A 24,823-nucleotide genomic window follows, 5' to 3' on the forward strand; every position below is an offset into this window, starting at 1 on the left:
CAAATGCTTTAAAGTTTTAGTTTGTATTTATTGGCCTGTACAATCTTACTAATCACATTTCAATATAATTGTAACCAATCATTCCGATCGCCGATGCAACATTGGGCTGTTGTGCAATTTTAAATACAACAATAATGTATTCGTCCGATTGTGTATCTATAAACCCCATTTGGAAACCATGCGGTTTTAAGGCATCAATATACGCTTTGAAAACACCATCAAAAGATACCGATGTTTTTGCCGGCCATTGCGAAACAGGCGGTAAAGGGATAACGCTATCGTAGTTATGTTTTAGCGCGGTTGTTACCCGCCATTCCAGATCCTCTATAGCCGACCGATAGTCCAACCCCATAATAAAAGGTATTTGGTGCTGATCACTAAATTCGGCCAGGCTGTATAGGGGGGTATTTTCTTCATTGGTATCATCAATAGTTTTCAGGTTCTGAATAAACGGCTCCAATACAGGTTGTGATGCTGGAGCAACCACTTCGCGCATTAATTGCATATACCCCTGCTTTTCACTGTCGTTAATGGGCACGCCTGTTTTTTCAACTCTGGGTTGTTTTATTAGGGTTGTTTTACTTTCAAACCAACCCGTTCCACAAAACGCATCCTTACAAATAATATAAATAACAAGTACGGCAGCTCCCGCAATAACAAATTTCGCGTTCGGGAAAACATAGTGAGCCAATAAGTAATAGCCAATACACAACAAAATCAGTATAACAAAATACAGTTTGTTGCTTATAATTCCCTGGTTCATCTTTTAGTTATTATATCTTACTAAAAGGCAGAACTTTAAATATTGTTTAGTGTTATGTTAATTATGTTTGTCAGGCTTCAAAAATCCACCTTTATACTTAAGGCACTCACCGTTTTACTATTAGCTTGTTTACCGCTTGGAGCTATCGCCCAAAAAGCATACGAAACGGAGTTATATACATCAACTTTAAAAGGAAAAAAAGTTAAACTCTCGCTCGCCAACGGCTATGCCGGTGCAAGCGTCATAAGCTGGTATACTCACGGTAAAAATAAGCCGATCTTGTTTATCCCGGAAAGCGGTGTACCTAATGAAGACTATGTTTTCCGACCAGAAAAAGAACGTGATCCCGGCTATTTTATCCTGAAAAATATACAAGAAGCATACAACCATTTGCCACGCTACATCAAAGGCTACTATCTATCCGGTAAATTTAGCCTACCCCTAAAATTCCGCAGAATTTAAGAATACCTGCAGATTTGTAATTGATTTATTCTGGTTAATAATAGGCACAATTAAAGGTTAATATATTGATGCAAGCACAATAATCCTTAAATTGCGCCACTTCTACATTATTTCCATCATACTATGCTAAAAACGGTTTTTACGGCAATAAATAACTGGCGACTTACCCGTAACGGGCAAAAGCATTTTTTGCTTTATGCCAGCGCGGTAGTGGGATTAATTGCCGGTTTAGCAGCAGTACTTTTAAAGTATCTGGTTCACCTGATGGAAGATGTGAGCCTCAACATCTCCGGCCATTTGTTCCATATCCTGTATATTTTTCTTCCCGCCGTTGGGATTTTACTGACTGTTGCCTATCAGCACCTCATTAACCGCGATAAAATTGAGAAAGGAATAGGTGCCGTGCTGGCCAATATCAAAACCAATAAAAGCAACATCGCGTTTAATAACATTTATTCGCATTTAATTACCAGCTCGCTTACCATTGGGTTTGGCGGTTCGGCAGGTTTAGAGGCGCCTATTGTTTGTACAGGGTCAGCTATTGGGTCTAATATTGGTCAATTTTTCAGATTGAGCCCGTTCGAAAAAACTGTTTTGTTGGCATCGGGTTCGGCGGCGGGTATAGCGGCAGTGTTTAATAGCCCCATAGCCGGAGTGCTTTTCGCGATAGAGATTTTGATAGGCGAGATCAGCATCCCAACATTTATCCCATTATTAATAGCCAGCGCCACCGGAGTTGTTGTAGCCAAGGCTTTATATTCACGCCAGTTGTTCCATTTGGTTACCGAGGGTTGGGTAATGAACGCTCTTCCATTCTATCTTTTGTTAGGCTTATTAAGCGGTTTGGTTTCGGTATATATTGCCAAAATTGGTGGCAGTTTAGAACAGGGTATTTTAAAAAGTCACAATCGCTATGTGCGGGCTATAATTGGCGGTTTATTATTAGGCGGTATCATATTGGTATTCCCGCCATTGCTTGGTGAGGGTTACCACTACATGCAAGAGATTTTAAATGGCAATATAGATGCGTTAAAAGAACAATCCATGTTTCCCGATCTACTATCCCACCCCACAGCGATGCTGGTTTTTATAGCCTGTTTGGTTTTTATTAAAATTATAGCTACAGGTATTACCCTTAGTACGGGCGGTAATGGTGGTACATTTGCCCCGGCCATGTTTATTGGTGCATTTTTGGGTTTGCTGGTGGCCTTTGCGGTAAACCAAACCGGGTTAATGCATTTAAATACAGGTAATTTTATTGCTGTAGGAATGGCAGGTGCAGTTAGTGGTGTAATGCATGCCCCCCTCACGGCCATATTTTTGATAGCCGAAATTACCGGTGGTTATGCTTTATTTATCCCGCTCATGATGGTTTCTGCTATATCTTACATTATATCGCGGGCCTTTAATCCGCATAACATGTACTGGCACCACCTCATCACCGAAAAGAATATCTATCCCGGATCAGATCATAATATGCTTGCCGCGATAAGCCTCACAAGTGTTGTGAACCCCGAATTTACCGCTATTAATAAGGATGCCAGTTTGAACGATTTGTTTAAACTATTAGCCACAACTACTGCAAATATTTTCCCGGTGTTGGATGCCGATGGCAAAATAGAAGGCGTGGTTTTATTGGACGATGTACGCAAGTATATGTTTTCGGCAACAGGCAGCCAGTTAAAAATTGTGGATGTGATGATCATCCCGCCCGCAATTATTCAATATAACAAATCTATAAGTTACGTAATGAACCTGTTTGACACTTATGGTATATGGCACCTTCCCGTAGTGAAAGACGGTGTGTTTATTGGCTTTGTATCAAAATCCACCCTATTTGTTCGTTACCGCGAAGCGATGGTAAAGCAGCATAAGGAAGCGGATATATTTTTGAGAGAGTAATTTACCTAATCAGATTTGACCAGGAATTATATGGTGTTAATGAGCTACCAATAACCTGGTAACCCATTAACCCAATAACTATATCTTACTTAATAAACAACAACTCCCTGAATTTAGGCAATGGCCATAAACTATCCTCAACCAATAGTTCCAGTTTATCTACATGGTAACGGATAGGCTCGAAAAAGCTTTTTACCTTTTCGTCATAAGCGATGGATTTATCACGCAGGTCGTCAATAATGTTGGCGTTTTTGCGTTCCTGAACCATTTGATCAACATTATTTTTGATAAAAGTAACGTGTGTCGAGATCTGCTCAATGATATCTAATTGGGCGGAGTAGTGCTCTTTACCTAAACCTATTTCTTTCAGTCCCTTTACGTTTTCTACCAGTTTACTTTGGTAAGTAATGGCAGTCGGGATAATTACATTAGTCACCATTTCTCCAATTAAGCGGGCTTCTATCTGTAATTTTTTATAGAAACTATCCAACAGTATCTCGTGGCGCGCTTCCGATTCGCGTTTGCTATATACGCCCGTATCTTCAAATAGTTTTTCAACCTTTTCGGTGATCAATACATCAAGCGCCTTTGGAGTAGTTTTGATGTTGGACAGGCCACGTGTAGCGGCTTCTTTTTCCCACTCTTCGCTGTAACCATTGCCTTCAAAACGGATGGCTTTTGATTCTTTGATGTATTTTTTGATCACGGTAAGCAAAGCGATATCTTTCTTCTCGCCTTTTTTGATCAGTTTATCAACCTCGATCTTGAACTTCTTGAGTTGATCAGCTACGATCAGATTCAGGATAGTCATCGGGCTTGATGAGTTTGCTGAAGAACCTACGGCGCGTAATTCAAACTTATTCCCTGTAAAGGCAAATGGCGAGGTACGGTTACGATCCGTATTATCACGCAATATCTGCGGTATTTTAGGGATACCTTGCCATAACAATGCATCGTCCTTAATTTTTTTACTGATACGCGATGTTTCTATCTCATCCAAAACATCATTCAACTGGCTGCCTAAAAATATGGATATAATAGCCGGCGGCGCTTCGTTGGCTCCCAAACGGTGATCGTTACTTACAGATGCGATGGAAGCACGCAATAAATCGGCATATTCATACACCGCTTTAATAGTGTTCACAAAAAACGTAAGGAACATCAAGTTGTTTTTAGGCGTTTTACCTGGCGATAACAGGTTTTTACCTGTATTTGTTATCATGCTCCAGTTGTTGTGCTTGCCCGATCCGTTAATGCCGGCGTAAGGTTTCTCGTGCAACAGCACCTTAAAGTTATGGCGGCGGGCAACTTTATCCATCACATCCATTAAAAGCTGGTTGTGATCTATCGCCAAATTGATCTCTTCATATATTGGTGCGCACTCAAATTGCGAAGGCGCTACCTCGTTGTGGCGGGTTTTTAATGGGATACCTAATTTCAAGGCTTCGGTTTCCATATCCAGCATAAAGGCATACACGCGCTCAGGTATCGAACCAAAATAATGATCTTCCAGCTGCTGACCCTTGGCAGACTCATGACCAAATAAGGTACGGCCAGTTAAAAACAGATCCGGGCGGGCGTTAAACAAGGCCAGATCAACCAAAAAGTACTCCTGCTCAATACCTAATGAGGCATTTACTTTCTCAATGCTTTTATCAAAGTAATTACAAACATCAACAGCGGCTTTATCTAACGCGCTTAGTGCCTTTAATAAAGGCGCCTTATAATCTAAAGCTTCGCCGGTGTAGGATACGAATACTGTTGGGATACATAAAGTTTTACCCGTGTTGCTCTCTATAATAAAGGCCGGCGATGATGGATCCCAGGCGGTATAACCACGTGCTTCGAAGGTATTACGGATACCCCCATTAGGGAAACTTGATGCATCAGGCTCTTGCTGGGCCAAAGCATCGCCAGAGAAACGTTCAATTGCCGTGCCATCTGGTCCGGGTTCAAAAAAGGCATCATGCTTTTCGGCAGTGGTACCGGTTAGTGGCTGAAACCAGTGTGTATAATGTGTAGCACCTTTGCTCATGGCCCACGATTTCATGGCCGATGCAACCTGCTCCGCCATATCACGCGGAATGGGCTCACCAATTTCAATAGCACTTACAATGCTTTGATAAGCATCTTTGGATAAGTAGTCCATCATTTTCTTTTTATCGAAAACATTTGAACCAAAAAAATCCGAAATTTTAGCTCCGGATACCTTAACTTCCGGAATTGTGCGGGTTAGCACTGCTTGTAAGGCCTGAAATCTGATGTTTGACATAATTTTTTAACGTGGTTTATAGCGATAATTCATCAAAAATATAAAACTCCTTATAATCTATGTGTTTTTTGAATAAAAAAAGCCATACAATTAAAAAAGCCTACTTTTTGATATTTTTTTAAAAAAATTTGAATTTTTTTCATGATTACTATTGTTTTTTTAAAAAATTACTTATAATTTCATCAAATCATTCAAATAATCACATGAATTATTAAAAACAGATTAAAATCATATTGATTATTATAAAAATATCTACGAAATCTATCAATTATGCAGTATCTTGATTAAAATTGCTATCAAAATGAATAAATAAGATTAAAATTCAGTAACTCACTTAACAATCAAACTAAATAACAAACACTATGAATTTAAAAATCGAAAAAGACGGATCGCTCGGGAACGATCTGTTTAAAGACAGCGGAGGAGAGAAGACTTCGACGCCATGGCTGGGAATCACAGCCGACAAATGGAAACTGGGAATTACATTATTTTCAGGAAAAATTATGGGACTAATGCTGGTATTGCTGGCAATGGTTACCCTTCCCGGATTATTTGGTACACATGCAAACGCGGCGGCAGTAGCTGGCCCAACTGCTATTGAAACCAGTTTAATGAACTCTATCAATACCACATGGACATTGGTAGCGGCATTTTTAGTATTTGGTATGCAGGCTGGTTTCGTAATGTTAGAAGCTGGTTTTGCCCGCACCCGTGAAACAGTTAACGTATTAATGGAATGTATTTTTGATACATGCCTTTGCGGTATCTTGTTCTGGGCTGTTGGTTACGCGTTTATGTTTGGCTGGGGTAACGGCTTTATAGGCTGGCACGGCGATCCTGCCGGTAAAATTGCCGGTTCATGGTTCTTCCTGTCAAACATCCCCGAAACTTACGGTGCAACAGGTATTCCAATTTTAGCACACTGGATATTCCAGTACGCTTTTGCTGATACTTGCTCAACTATCGTATCTGGCGCTATGATCGGTCGTACAAGCTTCCGTGGCGATATCCTTTACTCTATCGGTATCACTGGCTTTATCTACCCTATCATTGGCCACTGGGCTTGGGGACCTGATGGTTTCTTAGCGTTAATGGGCAGCAAAGGTGGTTTCTTTGAATCATTAGGTACAGGCTTCCGCGATTTTGCAGGCTCAACTGTTGTACACACCATAGGTGGTATTGCTTCGCTGGCGGGCGCTATTGTATTAGGCCCTCGCTTTGGCAGGATATTCGCCCGTGACGATAAAGAAAAAGGTGGAATGCCACCGGCTCACAACTTAACTTTAGCCGCTATAGGTGGTTTCATCTTATGGTTTGGCTGGTACGGTTTTAATCCGGGTTCTACTTTAAACGCAATGGATATGCAAGGTATTGGCCGTGTTGCTGCCAATACAACTTTAGCCGCTTGTGGTGGCGGTATGGCTGCAATGTTCATCGCGTTATGGTTTGGCCCAACTAAAGGTAAATTCGATTTAGGTTATACCATCAATGGTTTCCTTGCCGGTTTGGTTGCTATTACAGCATCTTGTTATTGGGTTAGCCCGGGTGGTTCTATTATATTAGGTATGGTTGCCGGTGTGTTAACCTATATCGGTATGAACGTTGTTGAATGGTTCCGTATTGACGATCCAGTTGGTGCGGTAACAGTGCACGGTATCAATGGTATTTGGGGTACATTATCAATCGGTTTCTTCGCTTGTGGCAAATACGGCTTTACCAGCCCGGTTGGTGCCGATAACACAGCCCCGGTTGCCGGTTTATTTTACGGTGGCGGTTTCCAGGTATTGGAAGCACAATTGATAGGTAGTGCGATAGTTACAGGCGCTGTATTCGCGGTTTGTATGGTGATGATGTTCATCATCATGAAATTGCCTCATCCTTGGAGCCTGCGTGTACCAATTGAAGCAGAAACAGGCCCGGGTGGTTTGGATATGTTTGAGCATGGTACAAGCGCTTATCCAGAAATTGTGGATGAGGACATTGACCTATCTAAATTGAGTGCTCCGGAACTTGTTAAGTAATAACTGTTTCTGATAAGATATATAAACATACACCTATCATGTTGGTCCTGATCAGATCAATATGATAGGTTATAAAAAACTGGTTTAATCGCTAACTTTTAAAATTAATGATTACAAGCTAATTATCGAATAAAGTGCTTAATGGCATCAAATTACGGTAATGGCAAACATGAAAATAAACAAACAAAAATCAATCACTCACAAATCAATCAAACCACAATTAAAACAATCATGAAATCAAAACTATTACTTATTTGTGCATTAGCGGCGTCAAGCCTAACTGTAAAAGCGGCAGTTGTAGATACCGGTAAAGTTGTTGCCGATCCGCCGTTAGTAATTTCGGGTTCAGTTGATACTTATTTTAAGTATGACTTTGCAGGTAAAAAAATCGCTAACATTCCTACAAGCTTTGCCAACGAACAAAACTCACTATCGTTAGGTATGATAGACCTGGGTTTGAAAAAAACTGTAGGTAAAGCAACTTTTGTAGGTGAATTATCTTTCGGTCCGCGTTCAAATGGTGCTATTCCATTGACTAGCCCTAGTGGTTCAAATACAGCTTACAATATCCAAAACTTATATGTAAGCTATAACTTTACCGATAAATTTAACATTACCGGTGGTTACATGGCTACATTTGTTGGTTACGAAGTAATTTCTCCGGTAGGAAACTTCAACTACTCAACTTCGTACCTGTTCACTAATGGTCCGTTCCAAAACGCGGGTGTTAAATTAACTTATGCCTTTACTGATAAGGTTAGCTTAATGGCCGGCATATTTAATGATGCCTGGAATCAATATCAATCAGTAAATGATATGTCGACCTTTGGAGCTCAATTAATGGTTGCTCCGGTTAAAGGATGGACTGCTTACTTAAACGTTGTTGCCGGTACATTCTCTGGTACTGAATTTGACTTAACCACAACTTACCAAATTACAGACGCGTTTAAATTAGGTTTAAATGCTGCTGACTTCACTGCTCCGGAATGGGCATTTGGTGCAACAGGTGGTGCAAAAGGTGGCTTTACCGGTGCTGCTTTGTACCCACAATACGCGGTATCTAAAGATGTTACTTTAGGTTTACGTGGTGAGTACTTCAAAACTAAAACCGGTACTTTCTCTGGTTCAAGCTTACCTGCTCCAGGCGAGTCTGTAACCGCGTTTACTTTAACAGCTAACGTTAAAGCTGGCCCGTTAACTTTCATTCCGGAAGTTAGATTAGACAATGGTTCAAAAACAATGTTTGTTGATAGCAAAGGCGTAGCAACAAAAAGCGCTTCACAAGTTGTAGTTGCTGCAGTTTATGCATTCTAATTAAAAATAAATTATTCTTAATTTTAAAAGCCGTTTCCGACTTATCGGAAACGGCTTTATTGTATCCTATGAATAAAATTATAGCCCTTATCTGTTGTATCGCGTTAAGCAAAGTTGCCTTAGCCCAAAAAGATTCGCTCGCTCTTGACGACCGTGGCAAGTACATATATTACAAGGTGGTTAGTATGGATAAATACAACGCCGATGTTTTGTATAAGAGGAGTCTGAACTTTTTTGATATCATCAGTAAAGATAAAAGCTTCAAAATTACCGGGCAGAATGCAAAAACAACTTCACTAACGGGTACAGGTATATTAATAACATACAAGCCATCGTTAGCCAAACACCCGGATGGAAAGGTAGCCTACACCCTAAAAATGGAAATAAAGGATGCCAAATACCGCTATTGGTTAACAGATTTTGTTTACACACCTTATTTTAGGGATAGGTATAACAATTACGTCCCCGACAAGGGTATCTCTGCCACAATGGAAAAACCGTCGAAAGTCCTTAACGAAAAAGAACTGAATAAATACATTGATGAATCGGCCTTGTTTGCCAGGCAATTAGGAGAGAAGTTAAAGAAATATATTTCGACAAATGGAATTGTTGTACCTAAAAAAGATACGGTTGCTAAAAAAGTGATCCATATTGATAAGGGATTCTAAGTTGGTTATATTTCGATAACATTATTTGATGTAAAACTGTTATCTTAGTATAACACTTGTAAACCAACATGCTTAACTCAAAATTCGATATCAACAGTCCGGAATGGATAGATAGGGTGTTTGAGAACCGTAATAAAAGTTATGGCGCTTATGATCTGCGCAAGCATTACGCGGGTAACCTAAGCCGTGCTTTGGCCATTACCATATTTTCGCTCGCTGCTGTTTTTGGCATTTCGGCATATGTGATGAAAGACAAGCCAAAATCGGTTGCGATTAATAAAAACGTTGACGTTAATAACAAGGTCATTAAAGTAACTGCACCGGATAAGGATAAATCAAAAAACACCCCGGCCTTAAAAATTGGAGAGTTAGACATTAAGCCCCTCCCGGTTGGTGGCGCCACCGCATGGGCCAGGTTTTTGGAAGATAATTTACGTTATCCGGCAGAAGCTAAAGCAAAAAGAATATCGGGCAGTGTAATATTGAGTTTCATTGTGGAAAGAGATGGCAGCCTATCCAATATCCATATTGATCAAACTGCAGGTTATGGCTTTGACCAGGAAGCCTTGCGCGTTGTAAACCTATCGCCAGCCTGGGTAGCCGGTAAACAAAACGGGCAAACTGTTAGGTTAAAGTACAGCTTGCCCATCAATTTTACCATTCAGCACAAGTAATTGTTAATAATTAATGCCATACGTTAAAAACATTCCTGTTTTTAGCCCTGATATTATGGTTAAATTCCTAATTTTGCGCTTTCTATCAACAAAACCATAATATTTTGGAAAACCAGGAATTAACCACCGTTGAAACCGCTAAAGATTTAGGCTTACTACCCGACGAATACGACAGAATAAAAGAGATACTGGGCCGCGTACCCAATTTTACCGAACTATCCATTTTCTCGGTAATGTGGAGCGAACACTGCTCCTACAAAAACTCTATCACCTGGTTAAAAACCCTACCCAAAGATGGTCCGCGTATGCTGGCTAAAGCCGGAGAAGAAAACGCCGGATTGGTTGACTTAGGCGATGGCATAGGCTGTGCTTTCAAAATAGAATCACATAATCACCCATCAGCGCTGGAGCCTTATCAAGGCGCGGCTACAGGTGTTGGTGGTATTAACCGCGATATTTTTACGATGGGCGCACGCCCTATTGCCCAGTTAAACTCACTGCGTTTTGGTGATCTGAAATTGGATAAAACCCGCTGGCTGGTAAAAGGCGTAGTAAAAGGCATTAGCCATTATGGTAATGCTTTTGGTATCCCTACCGTTGGCGGCGAGTTGTTTTTTGACGAGTGCTACAACATTAACCCATTAGTTAACGCTTTCTCGGCAGGTATTGTTAAGGCTGGCGAAACGGTTTCGGCAACATCATACGGTGTAGGTAATCCGGTTTATATAGTAGGTTCTGCAACAGGTAAAGATGGTATACACGGCGCGGCTTTCGCGTCAAAAAATATAACCGAAGATTCGGTGAATGATTTGCCGGCCGTACAGGTAGGCGATCCATTCCAGGAAAAATTATTGTTAGAGGCTACGCTTGAGGTGATCAAAACCGGAGCCGTGGTTGGGATGCAGGATATGGGCGCCGCGGGTATCATTTGCTCAAACTCCGAAATGTCGGCAAAAGGTGAGCATGGTATGCGTATTGATCTGGACAAGGTTCCAACCCGTCAGGCTAACATGAAGCCTTTTGAGATATTGCTTTCAGAATCACAAGAGCGGATGCTGATCGTAGTACACAAAGGCCGCGAAAGCGAAGTTGAGGCTGTTTTTGATAAATGGGATTTAAATTGCGCCATTATTGGCGAGGTTACCGATACCAAACGCTTACACTATTATATGGGTGGCCAACTGGTTGCCGATGTACCTGCCGATGATCTGGTTTTAGGTGGCGGTGCCCCGGTTTATGAACGTGATTATAAAGAGCCTGCATATTTCCAAAAAAATCAGCAGTTTAAAATAGAAGATATTGCAGAGCCAAAAGACTTGAAGGCTGTTGCCGATCATTTGGTATCGCATCCTAACATCGCATCAAAACGCTGGGTAACCAATCAGTACGATTCTATGGTAGGCGTACAAACCATGACTACCAATCGCCCTTGTGATGCGGCTGTGGTAGCTGTTAAAGACACCAACAAAGCTATTGTGATCACCGTTGACTGTAACTCACGTTATGTTTATGCCGACCCGCAAAAAGGCACATCAATAGCGGTAGCCGAGGCTGCCCGTAACATTACTTGCGCCGGTGGCGAACCTGTAGCTATTACCAACTGCTTAAACTTTGGTAACCCCTACGTACCCGAAGTTTACTGGCAATTTGTAGGCGCCATAAAAGGCATGAGCGAAGCGTGTACTAAATTTGAAACCCCGGTTACAGGTGGTAACGTAAGCTTCTACAATCAATCAACCGATGATGGCCCGGTATTCCCTACGCCTACAATTGGTATGCTGGGTGTGATGGATGATATCAGCAATATGATGACCGCTGATTTTAAGCAGGAAGGTGATCTGATCTATCTATTGGGCGAATCAGTTAACGATATCGCTTCATCGCAATATCTGGCATCGTACCATAAAGTACTCGCTGCCCCGGCTCCACACTTTGATATCGATAAAGAATATGACCTGCACCAGGTTGTTAAACAATTGATCACTCAAAAACTCATCCAATCGGCACATGATGTGGCTGATGGTGGTTTATATATTACACTGCTGGAATCGGCCATGCCAAATGGTTTGGGCTTTGCTATTGAGAGTGACGACAGTATCCGTAAGGATGCCTTCCTTTTCGGAGAAGCGCAGGGCAGAGTAGTGGTATCGGTTAAACCTGAAGGCCAGGAAGCGCTTATTGAGTTGCTTTCAACATCCGGGATCGACTTTACCCTATTGGGTACCGTTAACAGCGGCGATCTGTTGGTTGATGGTGAAACTTTCGGCACAACAAAAACGGCCAAGAACATTTTCGATAACGTATTGCACAATATTTTAGGCGAATAATGCTAAAACTGAGCCGGGTACATCATATCGCGGTAATATGTTCGGACTATCAAGTGTCCAAACATTTTTACACCGTAATATTAGGCCTGGAGATAGTGCGGGAAGTTTACCGCTCCGAGCGTGACTCATATAAACTCGATCTGATGGTTGGTGATCAATATCAGATCGAGTTATTTTCCTTTCCACATCCCCCGGCCAGGGCATCACGCCCTGAAGCTGCCGGTTTAAGGCATCTGGCCTTTGAGGTTGACGATGTAGTAGCATCTGTAGAATATTTACAGCAGCAAGGCATTGTGGTTGAGCCTATCCGCATTGATGAATTTACCGGCAAACAGTTTACCTTTTTTGCCGACCCGGATGGTTTACCGCTGGAGTTGGTAGAGAAGTAGCCAATGAGCGACCTATTCAAATTTAAACAATTCGAGGTAGATCAATCTGGTTGCGCCATGAAGATCAATACCGATGGTGTATTGCTTGGCGCTTTAGCAGGAGGCAGTCAACCTGAATCCATTTTGGATATTGGAACAGGTACCGGCGTTATCGCCATGATGATGGCGCAACGTTTTCGGGATGCTCGAATAGATGCTGTTGAAATTGACACTGCCGCCGCTGAAACTGCCGGGAGGAACTTTCAAAATTCTGATTTTAGCTCTAGGCTTCGTGTTTACGCAATGGGCTTCAATGCGTACTTCCAAACCTATCCCGAAAGGCAATATGATCTGATCATATCAAACCCGCCCTTTTATATCAACTCATTAGAAGCTTCCACAAGCAAAAAGAACCTTGCCAAACATACCGATCATAATTTCTTTGAAGATCTGATCAAAACCGCTTTCCACCGGCTCACAAACAAGGGAGCTTTATGGTTGGTACTCCCTGTTTCTACATCAGTTTTGGTAAAATCATTGGCGGTAAAACATCAGTTGTTTGTTGAGCATCAAATCAATATTCACTCCTTTGCTCATAGTGATGCACATCGCGAAATAATTCTGTTAAATAAATCTCAAACAAAACCTACTGCCAGGCGGTTTATTATTTACGATGCCCCTAAGGTTTATAGTGAGCAATACCAGGAATGTTTAAGGGATTTTTTTACTATCTTTTGACGGCGTAACAATCCGAAATCGTAACTCCGAAATCCCAAATGACAAGAATTGGTTTAATATCTGATACTCACGGTTACCTTGACGATGCCGTATTTAAGCATTTTAAGGATGTGGATGAGATATGGCACGCCGGAGATTTTGGTACGATTGAGTTAGCCGATCAGTTAGCCGCCTTTAAGCCCTTGCGGGGAGTGTACGGTAATATCGACGATAAGGATATCCGTTTGCAGTACCCGGAAGACCTCCGTTTCAAATGCGAAGACGTAGATGTTTGGATGACACATATTGGCGGCTACCCTGATAAGTATGCACCCAGAGTAAAGCGTACTATTTACACTAAGCCTCCGCAATTGTTTATCACAGGGCACTCGCATATATTGAAAGCAATGTTTGATAAAAAAATTAATTGTTTGCATTTAAACCCCGGTGCAGCAGGTAAACAAGGATGGCACAGGACGCAAACTTTGATGCGTTTTTGTGTAAGTGCCGAAAAAATTCATACCTTAGAGGTGATAGAATTGGTTAAATGATATTGTAAAAAATACACTAAGTATATGACAGCACTAACTACACTGGGACAATTTATAATAGAAAAACAGGCTGATTTCCCTTATGCCAAGGGTGAGCTATCACGCTTATTACGTGATATTGGTATAGCTGCTAAAATTGTAAACCGTGAGGTAAACAAGGCTGGTTTAATGGATATATTAGGTGATGCGGGCAGCACCAATATTCAGGGAGAATCGCAAAAAAAGCTGGATATTTTTGCCAATGAACAATTTATATCGGCTTTGCAAAGTGGTGGGGAGTGCTGTATAGTAGTATCCGAAGAAAACGACGAATACATTTATATCGATTCGGAGATCTCAAAAAATGCCAAGTATATTGTTGCTATTGACCCTTTAGATGGTTCATCAAACATTGATGTGAATGTTAGTGTAGGTACCATATTTTCTATTTACCGCCGCAAATCTGTTGAAGGTAAAGCTACTCTTGAAGATGTTTTGCAAAAAGGCGTTGATCAGGTTGGTGCGGGTTATATAATTTACGGCTCATCAACCATGTTGGTTTATACCACCGGTAAAGGCGTTAACGGCTTTACACTCGACCCATCAATAGGTGAGTTTTGCTTGTCGCATCCTAACATGACCGTTCCTGAAGATGGTTACATTTATTCTATCAACGAAGGTTATTACACCCATTTCCCGGATGGGGTTAAAAAATATATTAAATACTGCCAGGTAGAAGATGCGGCTACCAACAGACCCTACACATCACGCTATACCGGCTCAATGGTTGCCGATCTGCACCGTAACATGATCAAGGGTGGGATATTTATTTACCCGATAACGGCACAGGCGCCCAACGGCAAATTACGTTTGGTTTACGAGTGCAACCCTATGGCCTTTATTATTGAACAGGCTGGTGGTTTTGCATCAAATGGTTACGAGCGTATATTAACACTGGACGTAACGGAACTGCACCAACGCTCGGCTATTTTTATAGGCTCGAGTAATATGGTTAGGCAGGCCGAGGAGATGATGAAATGTTTTTCGCCACAAGTAACAAAGAAATCTTTTGAGGGTGTGGTGAATATTCAATAAGCACAACGTGTCATTGCTTCGTGCCCTGCCTGTCGGCAGACAGGGCACGAAGCAATCGCATGGAGAAAAGTTCGCTATGTTGTATGTGCGGTTGCCACGCTATCGCTCGCAATGACACAGTTTTATATTTTCTATATTAAAGCAATTACCCTCTTGCTGCCTCTGCTTCAAAAACAGAATCAATCAGCAAATCGCGTTGTTTGCCGGCTTGTACCGCCAGTACATCGCAACGCTCATTTTCGGGATGGCCGTTGTGGCCGCGCACCCACACAAATTTTACCTGGTGTATTTTGCTGAGTTCTAAAAAGCGAAGCCAGAGGTCTTTATTTTTTTTATCCTTAAATCCTTTTTGTACCCAGCCGTAGATCCATTTTTTTTCGATGGGATCTATCACATACTTAGAATCGGAATAGATGGTTACCGCTTGTGGGGTTTTAAGCGCTTCTAAGCCTTTTATTACAGCCAATAACTCCATACGGTTATTAGTGGTTTTACGGAAGCCTTCGGATAATTCTTTATAATGCTGGCCGGAACGTAATATCACACCATAACCGCCCGGACCCGGATTGCCACTTGAAGCGCCGTCTGTAAAAATTTCGACCATGTATTAGTTAACCGTTATTTGTTATTGAGTTATTAAGTTGCGAAGATGGCAATAATGGTTCGGAATGAAAACACAGACCATTAACTTAATACCGAATAAATAAACAATTATCTTAACCGTTTAGACTTCAATCGCAAAGAGTTTCCAATAACTACCACATCAGAAAAAGCCATAGCGAATGCACCTAACATGGGGTTTAGTAAACCAATGGCCGCCATCGGGATGGCGACTATATTGTAGGCAAATGCCCAAAATAAGTTTTGTTTGATGGTAATTAACGTATGCTTGCTGATCTGTAGAAACTTAACTACCGAATGCAGGTCGGTGTTCAATAATATAACCCTTGCAGATTGGATGGCAACCTGGCTGGCATCATTCATAGATACCCCTACATCGGCTTGTGTGAGGGCCGGGGCATCGTTAATACCGTCGCCTATCATTACAGTTTTGCCTTTTCGTTTATAGATATCTATAATGGAAAGTTTTTGCTCCGGTAGTTTTTCGGCGTGGATATCGGTGATGCCAATGGCTTCGGCAACCTGTTTACATTTATTCAATTTATCGCCACTAAGCAATACAGGTATAGCGCCCATGGCTTTAAGTTTAGATATCAATTCTTTAGCATCGGGTTTTATTTCATCTTCGATAGAGATCTGCGCCAGCAATTGCTGGTTTTGGTATAAAAATAAATTAAAATCGCTCCCCGTTATGGTTTTACCAGATCTCAATCCTGATCCTAAGAAATAGTTATTGCCATCAACATCTTCGGCACGCATGCCTAAGCCTTTTTCTTCCGAAACAGATTTTAAGATCACCTTCTTCAGCGGCAACAATTTTAATTCGCGAACCAAAGATTGCGCGATGGGGTGGTTTGATCGTTCTTCGATAGCGAATATCAACCCTCGGATCTTTTCGATATCATCACTCTCTGTTTTGATCTCCTGTATGCGGAATTTGCCAGTGGTTAATGTACCCGTTTTATCAAATACTACGTATTTGGTATTGGCTATAGCTTCAATGGTATCCCCGCCTTTGATCAGGATGCCATTTTTAGCCGCCCGCCCCAAGCCAACCATTACCGCCGTTGGCGTGGCTAACCCCATAGCGCAAGGGCAAGAGATAACCAATACAGCAATGGCATGCATCAGCGATTTTTGGAAACTAACATCAAACACCCAATAGGTGAATACAAAAGTTAGGATGGCGATTCCAATTACTGTGGGCACAAATATGGCAGCTACTTTATCACCAAGTTTTTGGACCGGTGGTTTAGCCGATTGTGCCTTTTTCATCAACTCAATGATTTGCGAGAGCACAGTGTTTGACCCTACTTTGGTGGCTATCATCCGGATGTTGCCATGCTGGATGATGGTACCGCCAATAACACTGTCGTATTTTGTTTTCTCTACCGGGATGCTTTCTCCGGTTAACATAGATTCGTCTATTGATGCATCGCCGGAAAGAACATCACCATCAACCGGGACTTTATCACCCTGGTTAACCTGTAATATATCGCCGGGGCGAACATCTTTGGCACTTATTACCTCGGTTTCGCCATTGAGGATACGGATAGCTTTTACCTGTTGTATTTTAACAAGATCTTTTACGGCTGATGTGGTTTGGCTAACGGAACGTTTCTCAAACACGTTACCTAATAGTACCAGGGTTATAATAGTGGCGCAGGTTTCGTAAAATAAATAATCGGGACCCAAATTCTGAATAGTACCAATTAAGCTGTAGATGAACGCCGATGATGAGCCTACAAAAATCAAAACATCCATATTGGGTACACCGCCTTTAATAGAATTGAAAGCGCTTTTACCAAAGTGCAGGCATCCCAATATAAACACCGGCAGGCATAATATAAGTTGAACTATAGGATGGTGTAAAAAATGCCATGGCAAAACCATGTGCAGTAAAAGTGGGATGGTAAAGGCGAGCGAGAAGATAAATTTGTTCTCAACTTTATCATAAAAGCGTTCGGTATGCAAGTTTATGTCGTCAACAACCTTAAAACCTAAGCCTTCAATATTTTTTATTACATCGGGTACAACAGAATCATCGGTAGTAGAGAATTTTACCTCTTCGCTGGCAAAGTCTACAAATACATTTTGGAAACCTTTCTTTTCCAAAAGTTTATGGATAGATAATGCACAGTTATTACAGTGCATTCCGGTTACATTCAGTTCTATCAGTTGCTCGGCCATGGTTGCAAATTTACCCATATTTATATCCGTTCTAAATAATTACAGTAAACGCAATGTAATTTTAAAAATGGTTTGACATTACTGGGAAGAATTTATACATTTGCACTCTCAATACGGTAGGTATAGCTCAGTTGGTTAGAGTATCGGTTTGTGGTACCGAGGGTCGTGGGTTCGAGCCCCATTACTTACCCCTGACGGGGCAAGAGATTTTCAGAAGTCTTTTGCCCCTTTTTTTCGCCCTTTAAATCGCTGTTTATCAGGTAGATTGAATGGAAGGCGCCACTCACTTTAGCGGTTCGATGTTTTAAGTCCTCAAATTTAAATTTTTCCGGAAACATCGAACCAATTAGCCGTCTCTGTTCTTCGTTCAAGGCAGTTGTGTAGATTTCTTTAAGATTGGTAAAAGTTATAATTGCCTGATCTATAATTGGTTCAAGCTGGCTTTTGCTATATTTATTCTTGCCTAAATCAGCGATTTGAGTCTCCGTAACGAGTATTTTCCGCTCACACTCTGTCTTAATTTCTTTATAATCTGAACCATCCAGATCTCCGGTTAACAATAACTCCCTGGCTTTCGAAATTCTAAGGCTTAATTCCGTGATTTCTTTCGCCAGTGACATCTTATATTCCTTATAGGAAGCCGTGTCATTGGCGTAAGCGTCCAGTATCACCAATTTAAAAAGCTCGGCTGTTTTAGGATTGAGCGTGAATATATCAAGTAGTACTAAAAACTCATCGTTGATCTCATGGGCCTTGTACCGGCAGCCGCATTCGGAAGAACAGTGATAGTAATAATAGTATTGGCTCCTTCCCTTGGAGCCGCTTGTGCAAAGCGTACGGGGGCATTTTGAGCAACTTAAAAAGCCTTTCAATGGAAAACGGTTATTAGTACGGAACTTGGTTTTAATGGTCCGTTTATTACCGTCAAGCATGTCCTGAACTTCGTAAAACAAGGCTTCCGATATAATAGGTTCATGCAGTGCCTGAACGGTGAAGGCTTCTTCGTCTTTATATTGCGGTATGGGAATCCTACCGCAATAGATCGGATTGCGGACAAGGCGCAGGAAGTTGTTTTTACTACATACTAAACCCGAAGCCATAGCTTTCTTAAAGATCTGTTCTGTAGAAAACTTACCTTTGGCAATTTCCTTAAAAGCCCATTGCATCAATTCAGCCTGTTTGCCATCCGGACTAATATATTTCTTCCCGTTTTCAGCGGTGCGGTTGGCATAACCGACCGGCGCAAGACCCGGCCAGCGTCCTTCTTTCCTTGCCCTTCTAATACCATAAAACGTGTTAAGGCCCCGACGGTCGTTCTCAATTTCAGGAGCTGTTAAGTAAATGGCCAGCATCATTTTGTTTTCGGGGACGGTCATGTCCAAAGGTTGTTCGATAGCCTGTGGTTCGACTCCCAAAGATTTTAATGTACTGATCATGTTGTAGGCATCGGGCGCGTTCCGGCTAAACCTATCCCATTTCGTAAATAAAACCAGGTTGGTCTTGTTACGGTGCAGCCGCAGGTACTTCAGGAACTTCTCCCATTCAGGTCGGATAAACGTTTTGGCCGAATGATCCTCATAAATCATCTGGCGAACGGTGATGCGGTTGTCGGCACAGTATTTTTGCAATCTTTCTGCCTGGTCTCGTTGGGAATAACCCTTGTCCGCCTGTTCGTCCGTGCTCACCCGGATGTATAAGTCAGCTATTTTCATTTTTTTAAGTGTTGATCGACTATCAATTTCGCCAAAAAATACATCAAATCCAATATTTCCTCCGCTTTATTTGCTGTAACCTGAATACCATTTCTGGCTAACACCTCAATAGCCTTCTCGGTTGTAATGCGTCGTTTATCAATCAAATTCTTCCTCATCTTAAATCTCCTTGAGAAACAATAATGAATGTTACGATTAAATACCTTTGGGGTTAAAAAAAGGGTGTCCCTTTAGATATTGCCCTTCAGAAGACGTTCTAGCCTCTAATTGTAAAAGCGTCATTTGTATTATTAGTCTTTATTAATACTTATAATAATTAACATAAAATAAATCAATTACAATTAGTAAGTTTATCCGTATAAATCATTACAATAGTAGATTTATAAATGCAATTTTATGCCATAACACCGATGATAGCCATTCTCACCGGTTGTACCTAAACCATATTCAAATGCAAGAAAGACAACTCGAATTAATTAAGACGTCGATTTTTAAAATTGACCTAAAAGAAAGTAATGTAGCGGAAACTGTTATACCTGATGTAGAAAGCGATTTTTTCAAATATATCAGAGGTTCAATAAATGAGGTGTCTTTGGCAAATGGTGGCCGGAAATTTAAGTTAAGAAGCACTAGCACACAAGTCGTAAACACAATAAATTCCGTAATCCAAGATTCAGGTTTAAATTTCGACAATACTATTCCTTCCAGATTATTAAGAGAAGAGCTAAAAGTTCAAGCGAAAATTTCAAGATTAGGGATTGAAATAAGTGAAGGTATTTTAATCACATCTTTCATAGTAGATCGTGGTGTAAAAAAAATCGTTATTTGCAAGGTAGAAGATTTGCAATACATTGACAAAATAGACCTTCGCTTAAACAGTGGTTATCCACTAAAGCGTAAAATTTTCAGATCTGTCCAATTTATATTAAATGATTCAAAAGCTATCGTTGATATTACTGTTCATGATTTGAGTAGCAAGGGAGCAACCTATTGGTGGGACGAATTCTTAGAAATTGATCAGTTGTGGGATGATATATATAATACAAAAACCGCTTTTAATATTATCGATACAAAGGTTTTATCAAAAATTAAAAAGGAGTCGCCAGCCGATCACACATATTTGAGAAATTCAGCAATTAGATACTTTAGAACAAACCAAGAATTTACTATCGAAAAATTTATCGAAACTTGTTTAGAGGGGTATCAACCTGTTGCGGCAGGAAAAGTAGATGTAGAATCTTTGAAAGAAGCTGTTAGAAAACTACCTGAAAAGTTTTCATTTGATGAGAGGTTTAATTTAAAGCCTTCTGAAATTACTGCAAAAATAAAGTATGCAATTAATTTGACAGAGAATATCGATTTAGTAATAAAAGATGAAATAAATATTGAAAGTACAATTACAGCAGTGTTACATCATCAAAGAAAATATATAAGAATACGGAGCGATGCAGGCTACGATGCTTTCAACAAGACAACGAATTAATGCGTTATGAATATTTCTACCAACCTGATTAAACAGTTTAGTGAAACATTCCAAATATCTTCTTCACTAGAGGACTTTGAAGTATTTGAAACAAAGTGTCTTCTTGAAACTATTAAAATACCCGATGAAACGTTGCTTGCGGATTGTCTAAACATTTTTGGAGTTGCAGATGCATGTACCGTTTACGTTAATATTGATGAATCAGATGATGATATTAGTTTCTTCAAGGGGGCGGACTTTGAAAAGTTTAAAACTTCATTAGAAGTAGGAATTCGTGGTATCGAAGCTAGCACCGTTATAGAAATTAAAATTAGGGTTGATAAGAAAGTAGTAGAAAATCAATTAAATGTTTATTCTATAAGTGATTTTGAAACTTATTTAACCAATTTTACGACCGCCGACCTAATAGCTTTTTTTTCTGAAAAAATAAATCTTTATGAAAATTTAATTTTTAAATCAAGGGGATTTCACCAAAGTTCTTATTCGGCATCAATTGGCTTTGTAAACGATGAAACCGCTAATGAACCTGGCTTTTTTTTGCAAAAAACGATTAGGCTTGGGCGTCTAAAAAATATTCAATCATCAACGCATGCTATCGCACTGTCTGATAAATTAATTATTCCGGAGGATTTTCAGTTCAATCAAAACCTTCCCGGATTATTAAAAGCGATACTTGAAAAGTTAGAGTTTACTTTAATTATTATTGCGGTTTTTGATATCACCCATTTATCCGGTGATGAATTAACATTTAGAATAAATGGATATAAAGGAATTGACGGCTTAGTTGATTTGAATTCAACACCCATAGAGAGTTGTGTTCAAGAATATAAAAAAATATATAATTGGATTCATGAATCAGGAAATCTTATAGACAAGCTAGGATTAGCCAGAAACATAATTTCACTTCATTTAAACTCTAGCAATGATTTGTCTTTTTCGGGAAATATGTTCAGCTCTATACTCTCAGCCTATAAGGTTTATGAGAAACAAAACATTAAGCAGTATATCGAAATAAGAAATAAGCTTTCCGATCAATTGATTGATTATAATAAACGAGCCAACACCATAGTGGAAGGCTTTGCGAGTACTTTTCAAAAGAGTGCTTTATCTGTCCTTACCCTTTTTTCTTCTATAATAGCACTTAAAGTCTTAGGGAATACTAATACTTCTAGCAATTTTGTAGTATACAGTTCTCTTTTTTCCATTGTGATTATAATCATATCGTTCGTGTATATGTTGATGTCTAGAACAGAATCGTTTGAACAAAAAGATCGGTATATAAAAAGCTATCAGAACTTTAAAGATCGATATACTGATTTGCTAAATACTGAAGATATCAATCGTATTTTAAATGAGGATAAAGAGTTCAATGCGGATATAAAATACATAGATAAGAAAATCAAAAGTTACACAGTCTTATGGAGTATCGTCCTGGCTACAATAATAGCTTTTATCGCCATCTACTTCCTCAAAGAAACTATGGATGAAATAAATGCTGTAATGAACGACTATCCGAATTTATAGATCAAATATTGGCCATAAAGTTTTCAGAGACTTGTCAGTGTGATTTATTATAGTCGCCTTCTAAGCACGGAAATAATTTAATCAAGGCACGCCCTAATAAAGTCCCCATCCCCAAAAACCAACCCTCCCCATCTTTGGCCTATTCAAAACGAACAGCCATGAGCAGAACACAAGTAAGACCGCACACCACCTGGTGGAAACCCAAGCAGAACGATAGGCCCATCATCCAGCGCGTCCGGGAGCATCCCCGGCACACCATAAAAAGCCGATTGCGCCTCTCCCTTTCCCTCCATGAAATGGAGCTTATGGACACCATCAACCCATAGCCGGAAGGCGAAGAAAAAAGATAATAAACAAAAGCGGAAGCGCGCGGAGCAAGCCAGCTTTTTCCCAAGAGACAGTAAACGACAGTTTACGGCAAGATGTATTTTCGTATACACGAAAAAAATCTTGCCCTCATTCTTCGGGAGAAACCGCTGCGGAACTTGCGGTTTCTGGACACCATAAAGCATGTACTCATGAGCCGTAAAAAAGCCGAAGACCAGGACGAGATCCTCAGCCATCCCATCATCATGCGGGTGACCGAAGGACAATTCAAAAAGCTGGAACAAATACAGACCAACAGCAACTGCCAGTCTATCGGGGAAGTGGCCAGGATGATCCTGAACAAACAACGCATCCTTTACTTCCACAAGGACATCAGCCTGAACGGACCGATGGAAGAACTGAGCAGTATCCGTAAAGAACTCAAAGCCATCGGCATCAACATCAACCAACTCACCCGGAGTTTCCATACCTCTAAGCGCGAGGCGCAAAAGAACTTTTTTATCCTTAAGGTAGCCGAACGCTATGAAAAGGTGGAAGAAAAGGTAGACCGGCTATTGGTCATCATCTCACAATTATCCGCCAAATGGTTGCAAAAATGATCACCGGCAAAAATATCAGGGGCTTGTTATTATATAACGAGAACAAGGTGGAAGCGCATCAAGCTGAACTCATCATGGCCAGCCGCTTTGGCGGCGATATTGAAGACTTAAGTTTCAAAAATAAGCTGGCGAGGTTTGAGAACCTGACCATGCTCAATAGCCGGGTGAAAACGAATGCCCTGCACATCATGCTGAACTTCGATACCTCCGAAAAGATCGGCACCGCCAAATTACAACAGATCGCAGCCGACTACATGGAAAAGATCGGTTTTGGCGACCAGCCTTATTTAGTTTATCAGCACAAGGATGCCTCCCACGATCACCTGCATATCGTGACCACCAATATGCAAGCGGACAGTAAGCGCATTAACCTGCATAATATCGGTAGGCTCCTATCAGAACCAGCCCGCAAAGCGATAGAAATAGCGTATGGACTGGTCAAAGCCGAGGGGAAAGGCTTAAAGGAAGCATTGGGCATTAAGCCGATCGATATCGCCAAGGCGATCTATGGAAAAACGCCGACCAAGCGGGCGATCACCAACGTGGTGAGCGAAGTGACCAATACTTATAAATTCAGCTCTATTGCTGAACTCAACGCGGTGTTAAGACAGTTCAACGTTGTGGCCGACCGTGGCCGGGAAGATACACTCATGTATGAAAAGAAAGGATTGATCTATTCCATCCTGGATCAGAAGGGTCACAAGATCGGTATTCCCTTTAAGGCCAGCAGTCTCAATGGCAAGCCGACCTTGAAAAATTTAGAAGCGAAATTTGAGCGGAACAAGGAAAAATGCAAACCTTTTAAAGATGACCTAAAGAAACGCATCGAAAAAGTATTCAGCCGTTATACTACCATTTCCAAAGCGACCTTCCTCCAGGAATTACAAAAGCAATATATCCAAGCGGCTTTCCGGCAAAACGAGCAGGGCTTTATCTATGGCTTAACCTTTATTGATAACAAATACCGAACGGTATTTAATGGGAGTGACCTGGGTAAGGATTACAGTGCCAAAGCCATCACCGAGCGCTTCGCGCCCACTGATGAACTCAAAACCTATCTCAAACCACAACAGCAGACACATTACCTCAGAAAGGCAGAACAGGATACCAGCTATCTCCGTGCACCGGAGCCCGTTAAGTTTTTGGAAGCCTTGTTTGACAAGCCGGACTATGAACCGCCCGTGAACGGGCCACGGAAACGCAGGAAGAAAAAGCGTAAAGACATTTCACAAGACCATCATTTAACACTATAGC

21 protein-coding genes and 1 tRNA gene are annotated in these 24,823 nt (G+C 40.9%); 16 read left to right on the forward strand and 6 right to left on the reverse strand.

The window, feature by feature from the left end; translation table 11 throughout:
* Nucleotides 1–52: 52 nt before the first annotated feature.
* Nucleotides 53–763 carry a hypothetical protein gene (locus ABIN91_RS17545; protein ID WP_348052674.1) on the reverse strand — a complete coding sequence of 237 codons (711 nt, stop codon included), beginning with the start codon at nt 761–763 and terminating at the stop codon, nt 53–55.
* 63 nt (nt 764–826) lie between these two features.
* Here ABIN91_RS17545 and ABIN91_RS17550 point away from each other — a divergent pair, with 63 nt between their 5' ends.
* Nucleotides 827–1,225: a hypothetical protein gene (locus ABIN91_RS17550; protein ID WP_348052676.1), complete on the forward strand. Its 399-nt coding sequence runs from the start codon at nt 827–829 to the stop codon at nt 1,223–1,225.
* Nucleotides 1,226–1,348: 123 nt separating this feature from the next.
* Nucleotides 1,349–3,127, forward strand: a complete 1,779-nt coding sequence (locus tag ABIN91_RS17555; RefSeq protein WP_348052678.1) for a chloride channel protein — start codon at nt 1,349–1,351, stop codon at nt 3,125–3,127.
* An 85-nt stretch (nt 3,128–3,212) separates the two neighbouring features.
* Here the strand turns inward: ABIN91_RS17555 and ABIN91_RS17560 are convergent, their stop codons facing one another.
* A complete protein-coding gene (locus tag ABIN91_RS17560) occupies nt 3,213–5,399 on the reverse strand; it encodes a glutamine synthetase III (protein ID WP_348052679.1) in 2,187 nt (728 codons plus the stop codon).
* 362 nt (nt 5,400–5,761) lie between these two features.
* Here ABIN91_RS17560 and ABIN91_RS17565 point away from each other — a divergent pair, with 362 nt between their 5' ends.
* The 9 genes from ABIN91_RS17565 (at nt 5,762) to fbp (ending at nt 15,113) form a co-directional block, all read left to right on the forward strand.
* Nucleotides 5,762–7,420, forward strand: a complete 1,659-nt coding sequence (locus ABIN91_RS17565; protein WP_348052681.1) for an ammonium transporter — start codon at nt 5,762–5,764, stop codon at nt 7,418–7,420.
* A 231-nt stretch (nt 7,421–7,651) separates the two neighbouring features.
* Nucleotides 7,652–8,734, forward strand: coding sequence for a porin (locus ABIN91_RS17570; RefSeq protein WP_348052682.1), 1,083 nt, complete (start codon nt 7,652–7,654; stop codon nt 8,732–8,734).
* A gap of 68 nt (nt 8,735–8,802) precedes the next feature.
* Entirely contained in the window at nt 8,803–9,402 is a 600-nt protein-coding gene (locus ABIN91_RS17575; protein ID WP_348052684.1) for a DUF4468 domain-containing protein, read from the forward strand.
* A 68-nt stretch (nt 9,403–9,470) separates the two neighbouring features.
* Nucleotides 9,471–10,076 (forward strand): energy transducer TonB, encoded by a 606-nt coding sequence (locus ABIN91_RS17580; protein ID WP_348052686.1) that lies wholly within the window; start codon nt 9,471–9,473, stop codon nt 10,074–10,076.
* Between the two features lie 104 nt (nt 10,077–10,180).
* Nucleotides 10,181–12,403 (forward strand): phosphoribosylformylglycinamidine synthase subunit PurL, encoded by a 2,223-nt coding sequence (gene purL, locus ABIN91_RS17585; protein ID WP_348052688.1) that lies wholly within the window; start codon nt 10,181–10,183, stop codon nt 12,401–12,403.
* The gene (locus ABIN91_RS17590) at nt 12,403–12,792 is read left to right on the forward strand and encodes a VOC family protein (RefSeq protein ID WP_348052690.1); all 390 of its coding nucleotides are present in this window, start codon (nt 12,403–12,405) and stop codon (nt 12,790–12,792) included. The genes purL and ABIN91_RS17590 overlap by 1 nt, the downstream gene beginning before the upstream one ends.
* Nucleotides 12,793–12,795: 3 nt before the next feature.
* Nucleotides 12,796–13,509, forward strand: a complete 714-nt coding sequence (locus tag ABIN91_RS17595; protein WP_348052692.1) for a methyltransferase — start codon at nt 12,796–12,798, stop codon at nt 13,507–13,509.
* Nucleotides 13,510–13,547: 38 nt separating this feature from the next.
* Nucleotides 13,548–14,039 carry a metallophosphoesterase family protein gene (locus ABIN91_RS17600; RefSeq protein WP_348052693.1) on the forward strand — a complete coding sequence of 164 codons (492 nt, stop codon included), beginning with the start codon at nt 13,548–13,550 and terminating at the stop codon, nt 14,037–14,039.
* A gap of 24 nt (nt 14,040–14,063) precedes the next feature.
* Nucleotides 14,064–15,113, forward strand: coding sequence for a class 1 fructose-bisphosphatase (gene fbp / locus ABIN91_RS17605; protein WP_348052695.1), 1,050 nt, complete (start codon nt 14,064–14,066; stop codon nt 15,111–15,113).
* 145 nt (nt 15,114–15,258) lie between these two features.
* On the opposite strand, the gene rnhA is transcribed toward fbp, so the two are convergent.
* Both rnhA and ABIN91_RS17615 read right to left on the reverse strand, forming a co-directional pair.
* Nucleotides 15,259–15,717, reverse strand: coding sequence for a ribonuclease HI (rnhA, locus tag ABIN91_RS17610; RefSeq protein ID WP_348052697.1), 459 nt, complete (start codon nt 15,715–15,717; stop codon nt 15,259–15,261).
* 107 nt (nt 15,718–15,824) lie between these two features.
* Entirely contained in the window at nt 15,825–17,942 is a 2,118-nt protein-coding gene (locus ABIN91_RS17615; protein WP_348052699.1) for a cation-translocating P-type ATPase, read from the reverse strand.
* A gap of 98 nt (nt 17,943–18,040) precedes the next feature.
* Between ABIN91_RS17615 and ABIN91_RS17620 the strand changes: the two genes are divergently transcribed.
* Nucleotides 18,041–18,114, forward strand: a tRNA-His gene (locus ABIN91_RS17620).
* On the opposite strand, the gene ABIN91_RS17625 is transcribed toward ABIN91_RS17620, so the two are convergent.
* Nucleotides 18,110–19,636 carry a recombinase family protein gene (locus tag ABIN91_RS17625; protein ID WP_348052703.1) on the reverse strand — a complete coding sequence of 509 codons (1,527 nt, stop codon included), beginning with the start codon at nt 19,634–19,636 and terminating at the stop codon, nt 18,110–18,112. The two genes, ABIN91_RS17620 and ABIN91_RS17625, sit on opposite strands and share 5 nt — an antisense overlap.
* A 451-nt stretch (nt 19,637–20,087) precedes the next feature.
* On the opposite strand from ABIN91_RS17625, the gene ABIN91_RS17630 reads away from it, so the two are divergent.
* Nucleotides 20,088–21,119, forward strand: coding sequence for a hypothetical protein (locus ABIN91_RS17630; protein ID WP_348052704.1), 1,032 nt, complete (start codon nt 20,088–20,090; stop codon nt 21,117–21,119).
* Between the two features lie 6 nt (nt 21,120–21,125).
* Nucleotides 21,126–22,643: a hypothetical protein gene (locus tag ABIN91_RS17635; protein ID WP_348052706.1), complete on the forward strand. Its 1,518-nt coding sequence runs from the start codon at nt 21,126–21,128 to the stop codon at nt 22,641–22,643.
* 143 nt (nt 22,644–22,786) lie between these two features.
* Here the strand turns inward: ABIN91_RS17635 and ABIN91_RS17640 are convergent, their stop codons facing one another.
* Entirely contained in the window at nt 22,787–22,936 is a 150-nt protein-coding gene (locus tag ABIN91_RS17640; protein ID WP_348052707.1) for a hypothetical protein, read from the reverse strand.
* Between the two features lie 225 nt (nt 22,937–23,161).
* Here ABIN91_RS17640 and ABIN91_RS17645 point away from each other — a divergent pair, with 225 nt between their 5' ends.
* Both ABIN91_RS17645 and ABIN91_RS17650 read left to right on the forward strand, forming a co-directional pair.
* A complete protein-coding gene (locus ABIN91_RS17645; protein WP_348052709.1) occupies nt 23,162–23,569 on the forward strand; it encodes a mobilization protein in 408 nt (135 codons plus the stop codon).
* A complete protein-coding gene (locus ABIN91_RS17650; protein WP_348052711.1) occupies nt 23,554–24,822 on the forward strand; it encodes a relaxase/mobilization nuclease domain-containing protein in 1,269 nt (422 codons plus the stop codon). The genes ABIN91_RS17645 and ABIN91_RS17650 overlap by 16 nt, the downstream gene beginning before the upstream one ends.
* Nucleotide 24,823 lies beyond the last annotated feature (1 nt).

This window comes from Mucilaginibacter sp. (assembly GCF_039921305.1).
Classification (GTDB): domain Bacteria; phylum Bacteroidota; class Bacteroidia; order Sphingobacteriales; family Sphingobacteriaceae; genus Mucilaginibacter.

Excerpts from the sequence above, each read along its gene's own strand:
- ABIN91_RS17630 (WP_348052704.1), top strand. The coding sequence starts at position 20,088 with ATGCAAGAAAGACAACTCGAATTAATTAAGACGTCGATTTTTAAAATT.
- ABIN91_RS17645 (WP_348052709.1), top strand. The coding sequence starts at position 23,162 with ATGAGCCGTAAAAAAGCCGAAGACCAGGACGAGATCCTCAGCCATCCC.
- ABIN91_RS17600 (WP_348052693.1), top strand. The coding sequence starts at position 13,548 with ATGACAAGAATTGGTTTAATATCTGATACTCACGGTTACCTTGACGAT.
- ABIN91_RS17650 (WP_348052711.1), top strand. The coding sequence starts at position 23,554 with ATGGTTGCAAAAATGATCACCGGCAAAAATATCAGGGGCTTGTTATTA.
- ABIN91_RS17640 (WP_348052707.1), bottom strand. The coding sequence starts at position 22,936 with ATGGAGGGAAAGGGAGAGGCGCAATCGGCTTTTTATGGTGTGCCGGGG.
- ABIN91_RS17615 (WP_348052699.1), bottom strand. The coding sequence starts at position 17,942 with ATGGGTAAATTTGCAACCATGGCCGAGCAACTGATAGAACTGAATGTA.
- ABIN91_RS17560 (WP_348052679.1), bottom strand. The coding sequence starts at position 5,399 with ATGTCAAACATCAGATTTCAGGCCTTACAAGCAGTGCTAACCCGCACA.
- ABIN91_RS17545 (WP_348052674.1), bottom strand. The coding sequence starts at position 763 with ATGAACCAGGGAATTATAAGCAACAAACTGTATTTTGTTATACTGATT.
- ABIN91_RS17635 (WP_348052706.1), top strand. The coding sequence starts at position 21,126 with ATGAATATTTCTACCAACCTGATTAAACAGTTTAGTGAAACATTCCAA.
- ABIN91_RS17570 (WP_348052682.1), top strand. The coding sequence starts at position 7,652 with ATGAAATCAAAACTATTACTTATTTGTGCATTAGCGGCGTCAAGCCTA.
- ABIN91_RS17595 (WP_348052692.1), top strand. The coding sequence starts at position 12,796 with ATGAGCGACCTATTCAAATTTAAACAATTCGAGGTAGATCAATCTGGT.
- ABIN91_RS17550 (WP_348052676.1), top strand. The coding sequence starts at position 827 with ATGTTTGTCAGGCTTCAAAAATCCACCTTTATACTTAAGGCACTCACC.
- rnhA (WP_348052697.1), bottom strand. The coding sequence starts at position 15,717 with ATGGTCGAAATTTTTACAGACGGCGCTTCAAGTGGCAATCCGGGTCCG.
- ABIN91_RS17590 (WP_348052690.1), top strand. The coding sequence starts at position 12,403 with ATGCTAAAACTGAGCCGGGTACATCATATCGCGGTAATATGTTCGGAC.
- ABIN91_RS17625 (WP_348052703.1), bottom strand. The coding sequence starts at position 19,636 with ATGAAAATAGCTGACTTATACATCCGGGTGAGCACGGACGAACAGGCG.
- ABIN91_RS17580 (WP_348052686.1), top strand. The coding sequence starts at position 9,471 with ATGCTTAACTCAAAATTCGATATCAACAGTCCGGAATGGATAGATAGG.
- ABIN91_RS17555 (WP_348052678.1), top strand. The coding sequence starts at position 1,349 with ATGCTAAAAACGGTTTTTACGGCAATAAATAACTGGCGACTTACCCGT.
- fbp (WP_348052695.1), top strand. The coding sequence starts at position 14,064 with ATGACAGCACTAACTACACTGGGACAATTTATAATAGAAAAACAGGCT.
- ABIN91_RS17565 (WP_348052681.1), top strand. The coding sequence starts at position 5,762 with ATGAATTTAAAAATCGAAAAAGACGGATCGCTCGGGAACGATCTGTTT.
- ABIN91_RS17575 (WP_348052684.1), top strand. The coding sequence starts at position 8,803 with ATGAATAAAATTATAGCCCTTATCTGTTGTATCGCGTTAAGCAAAGTT.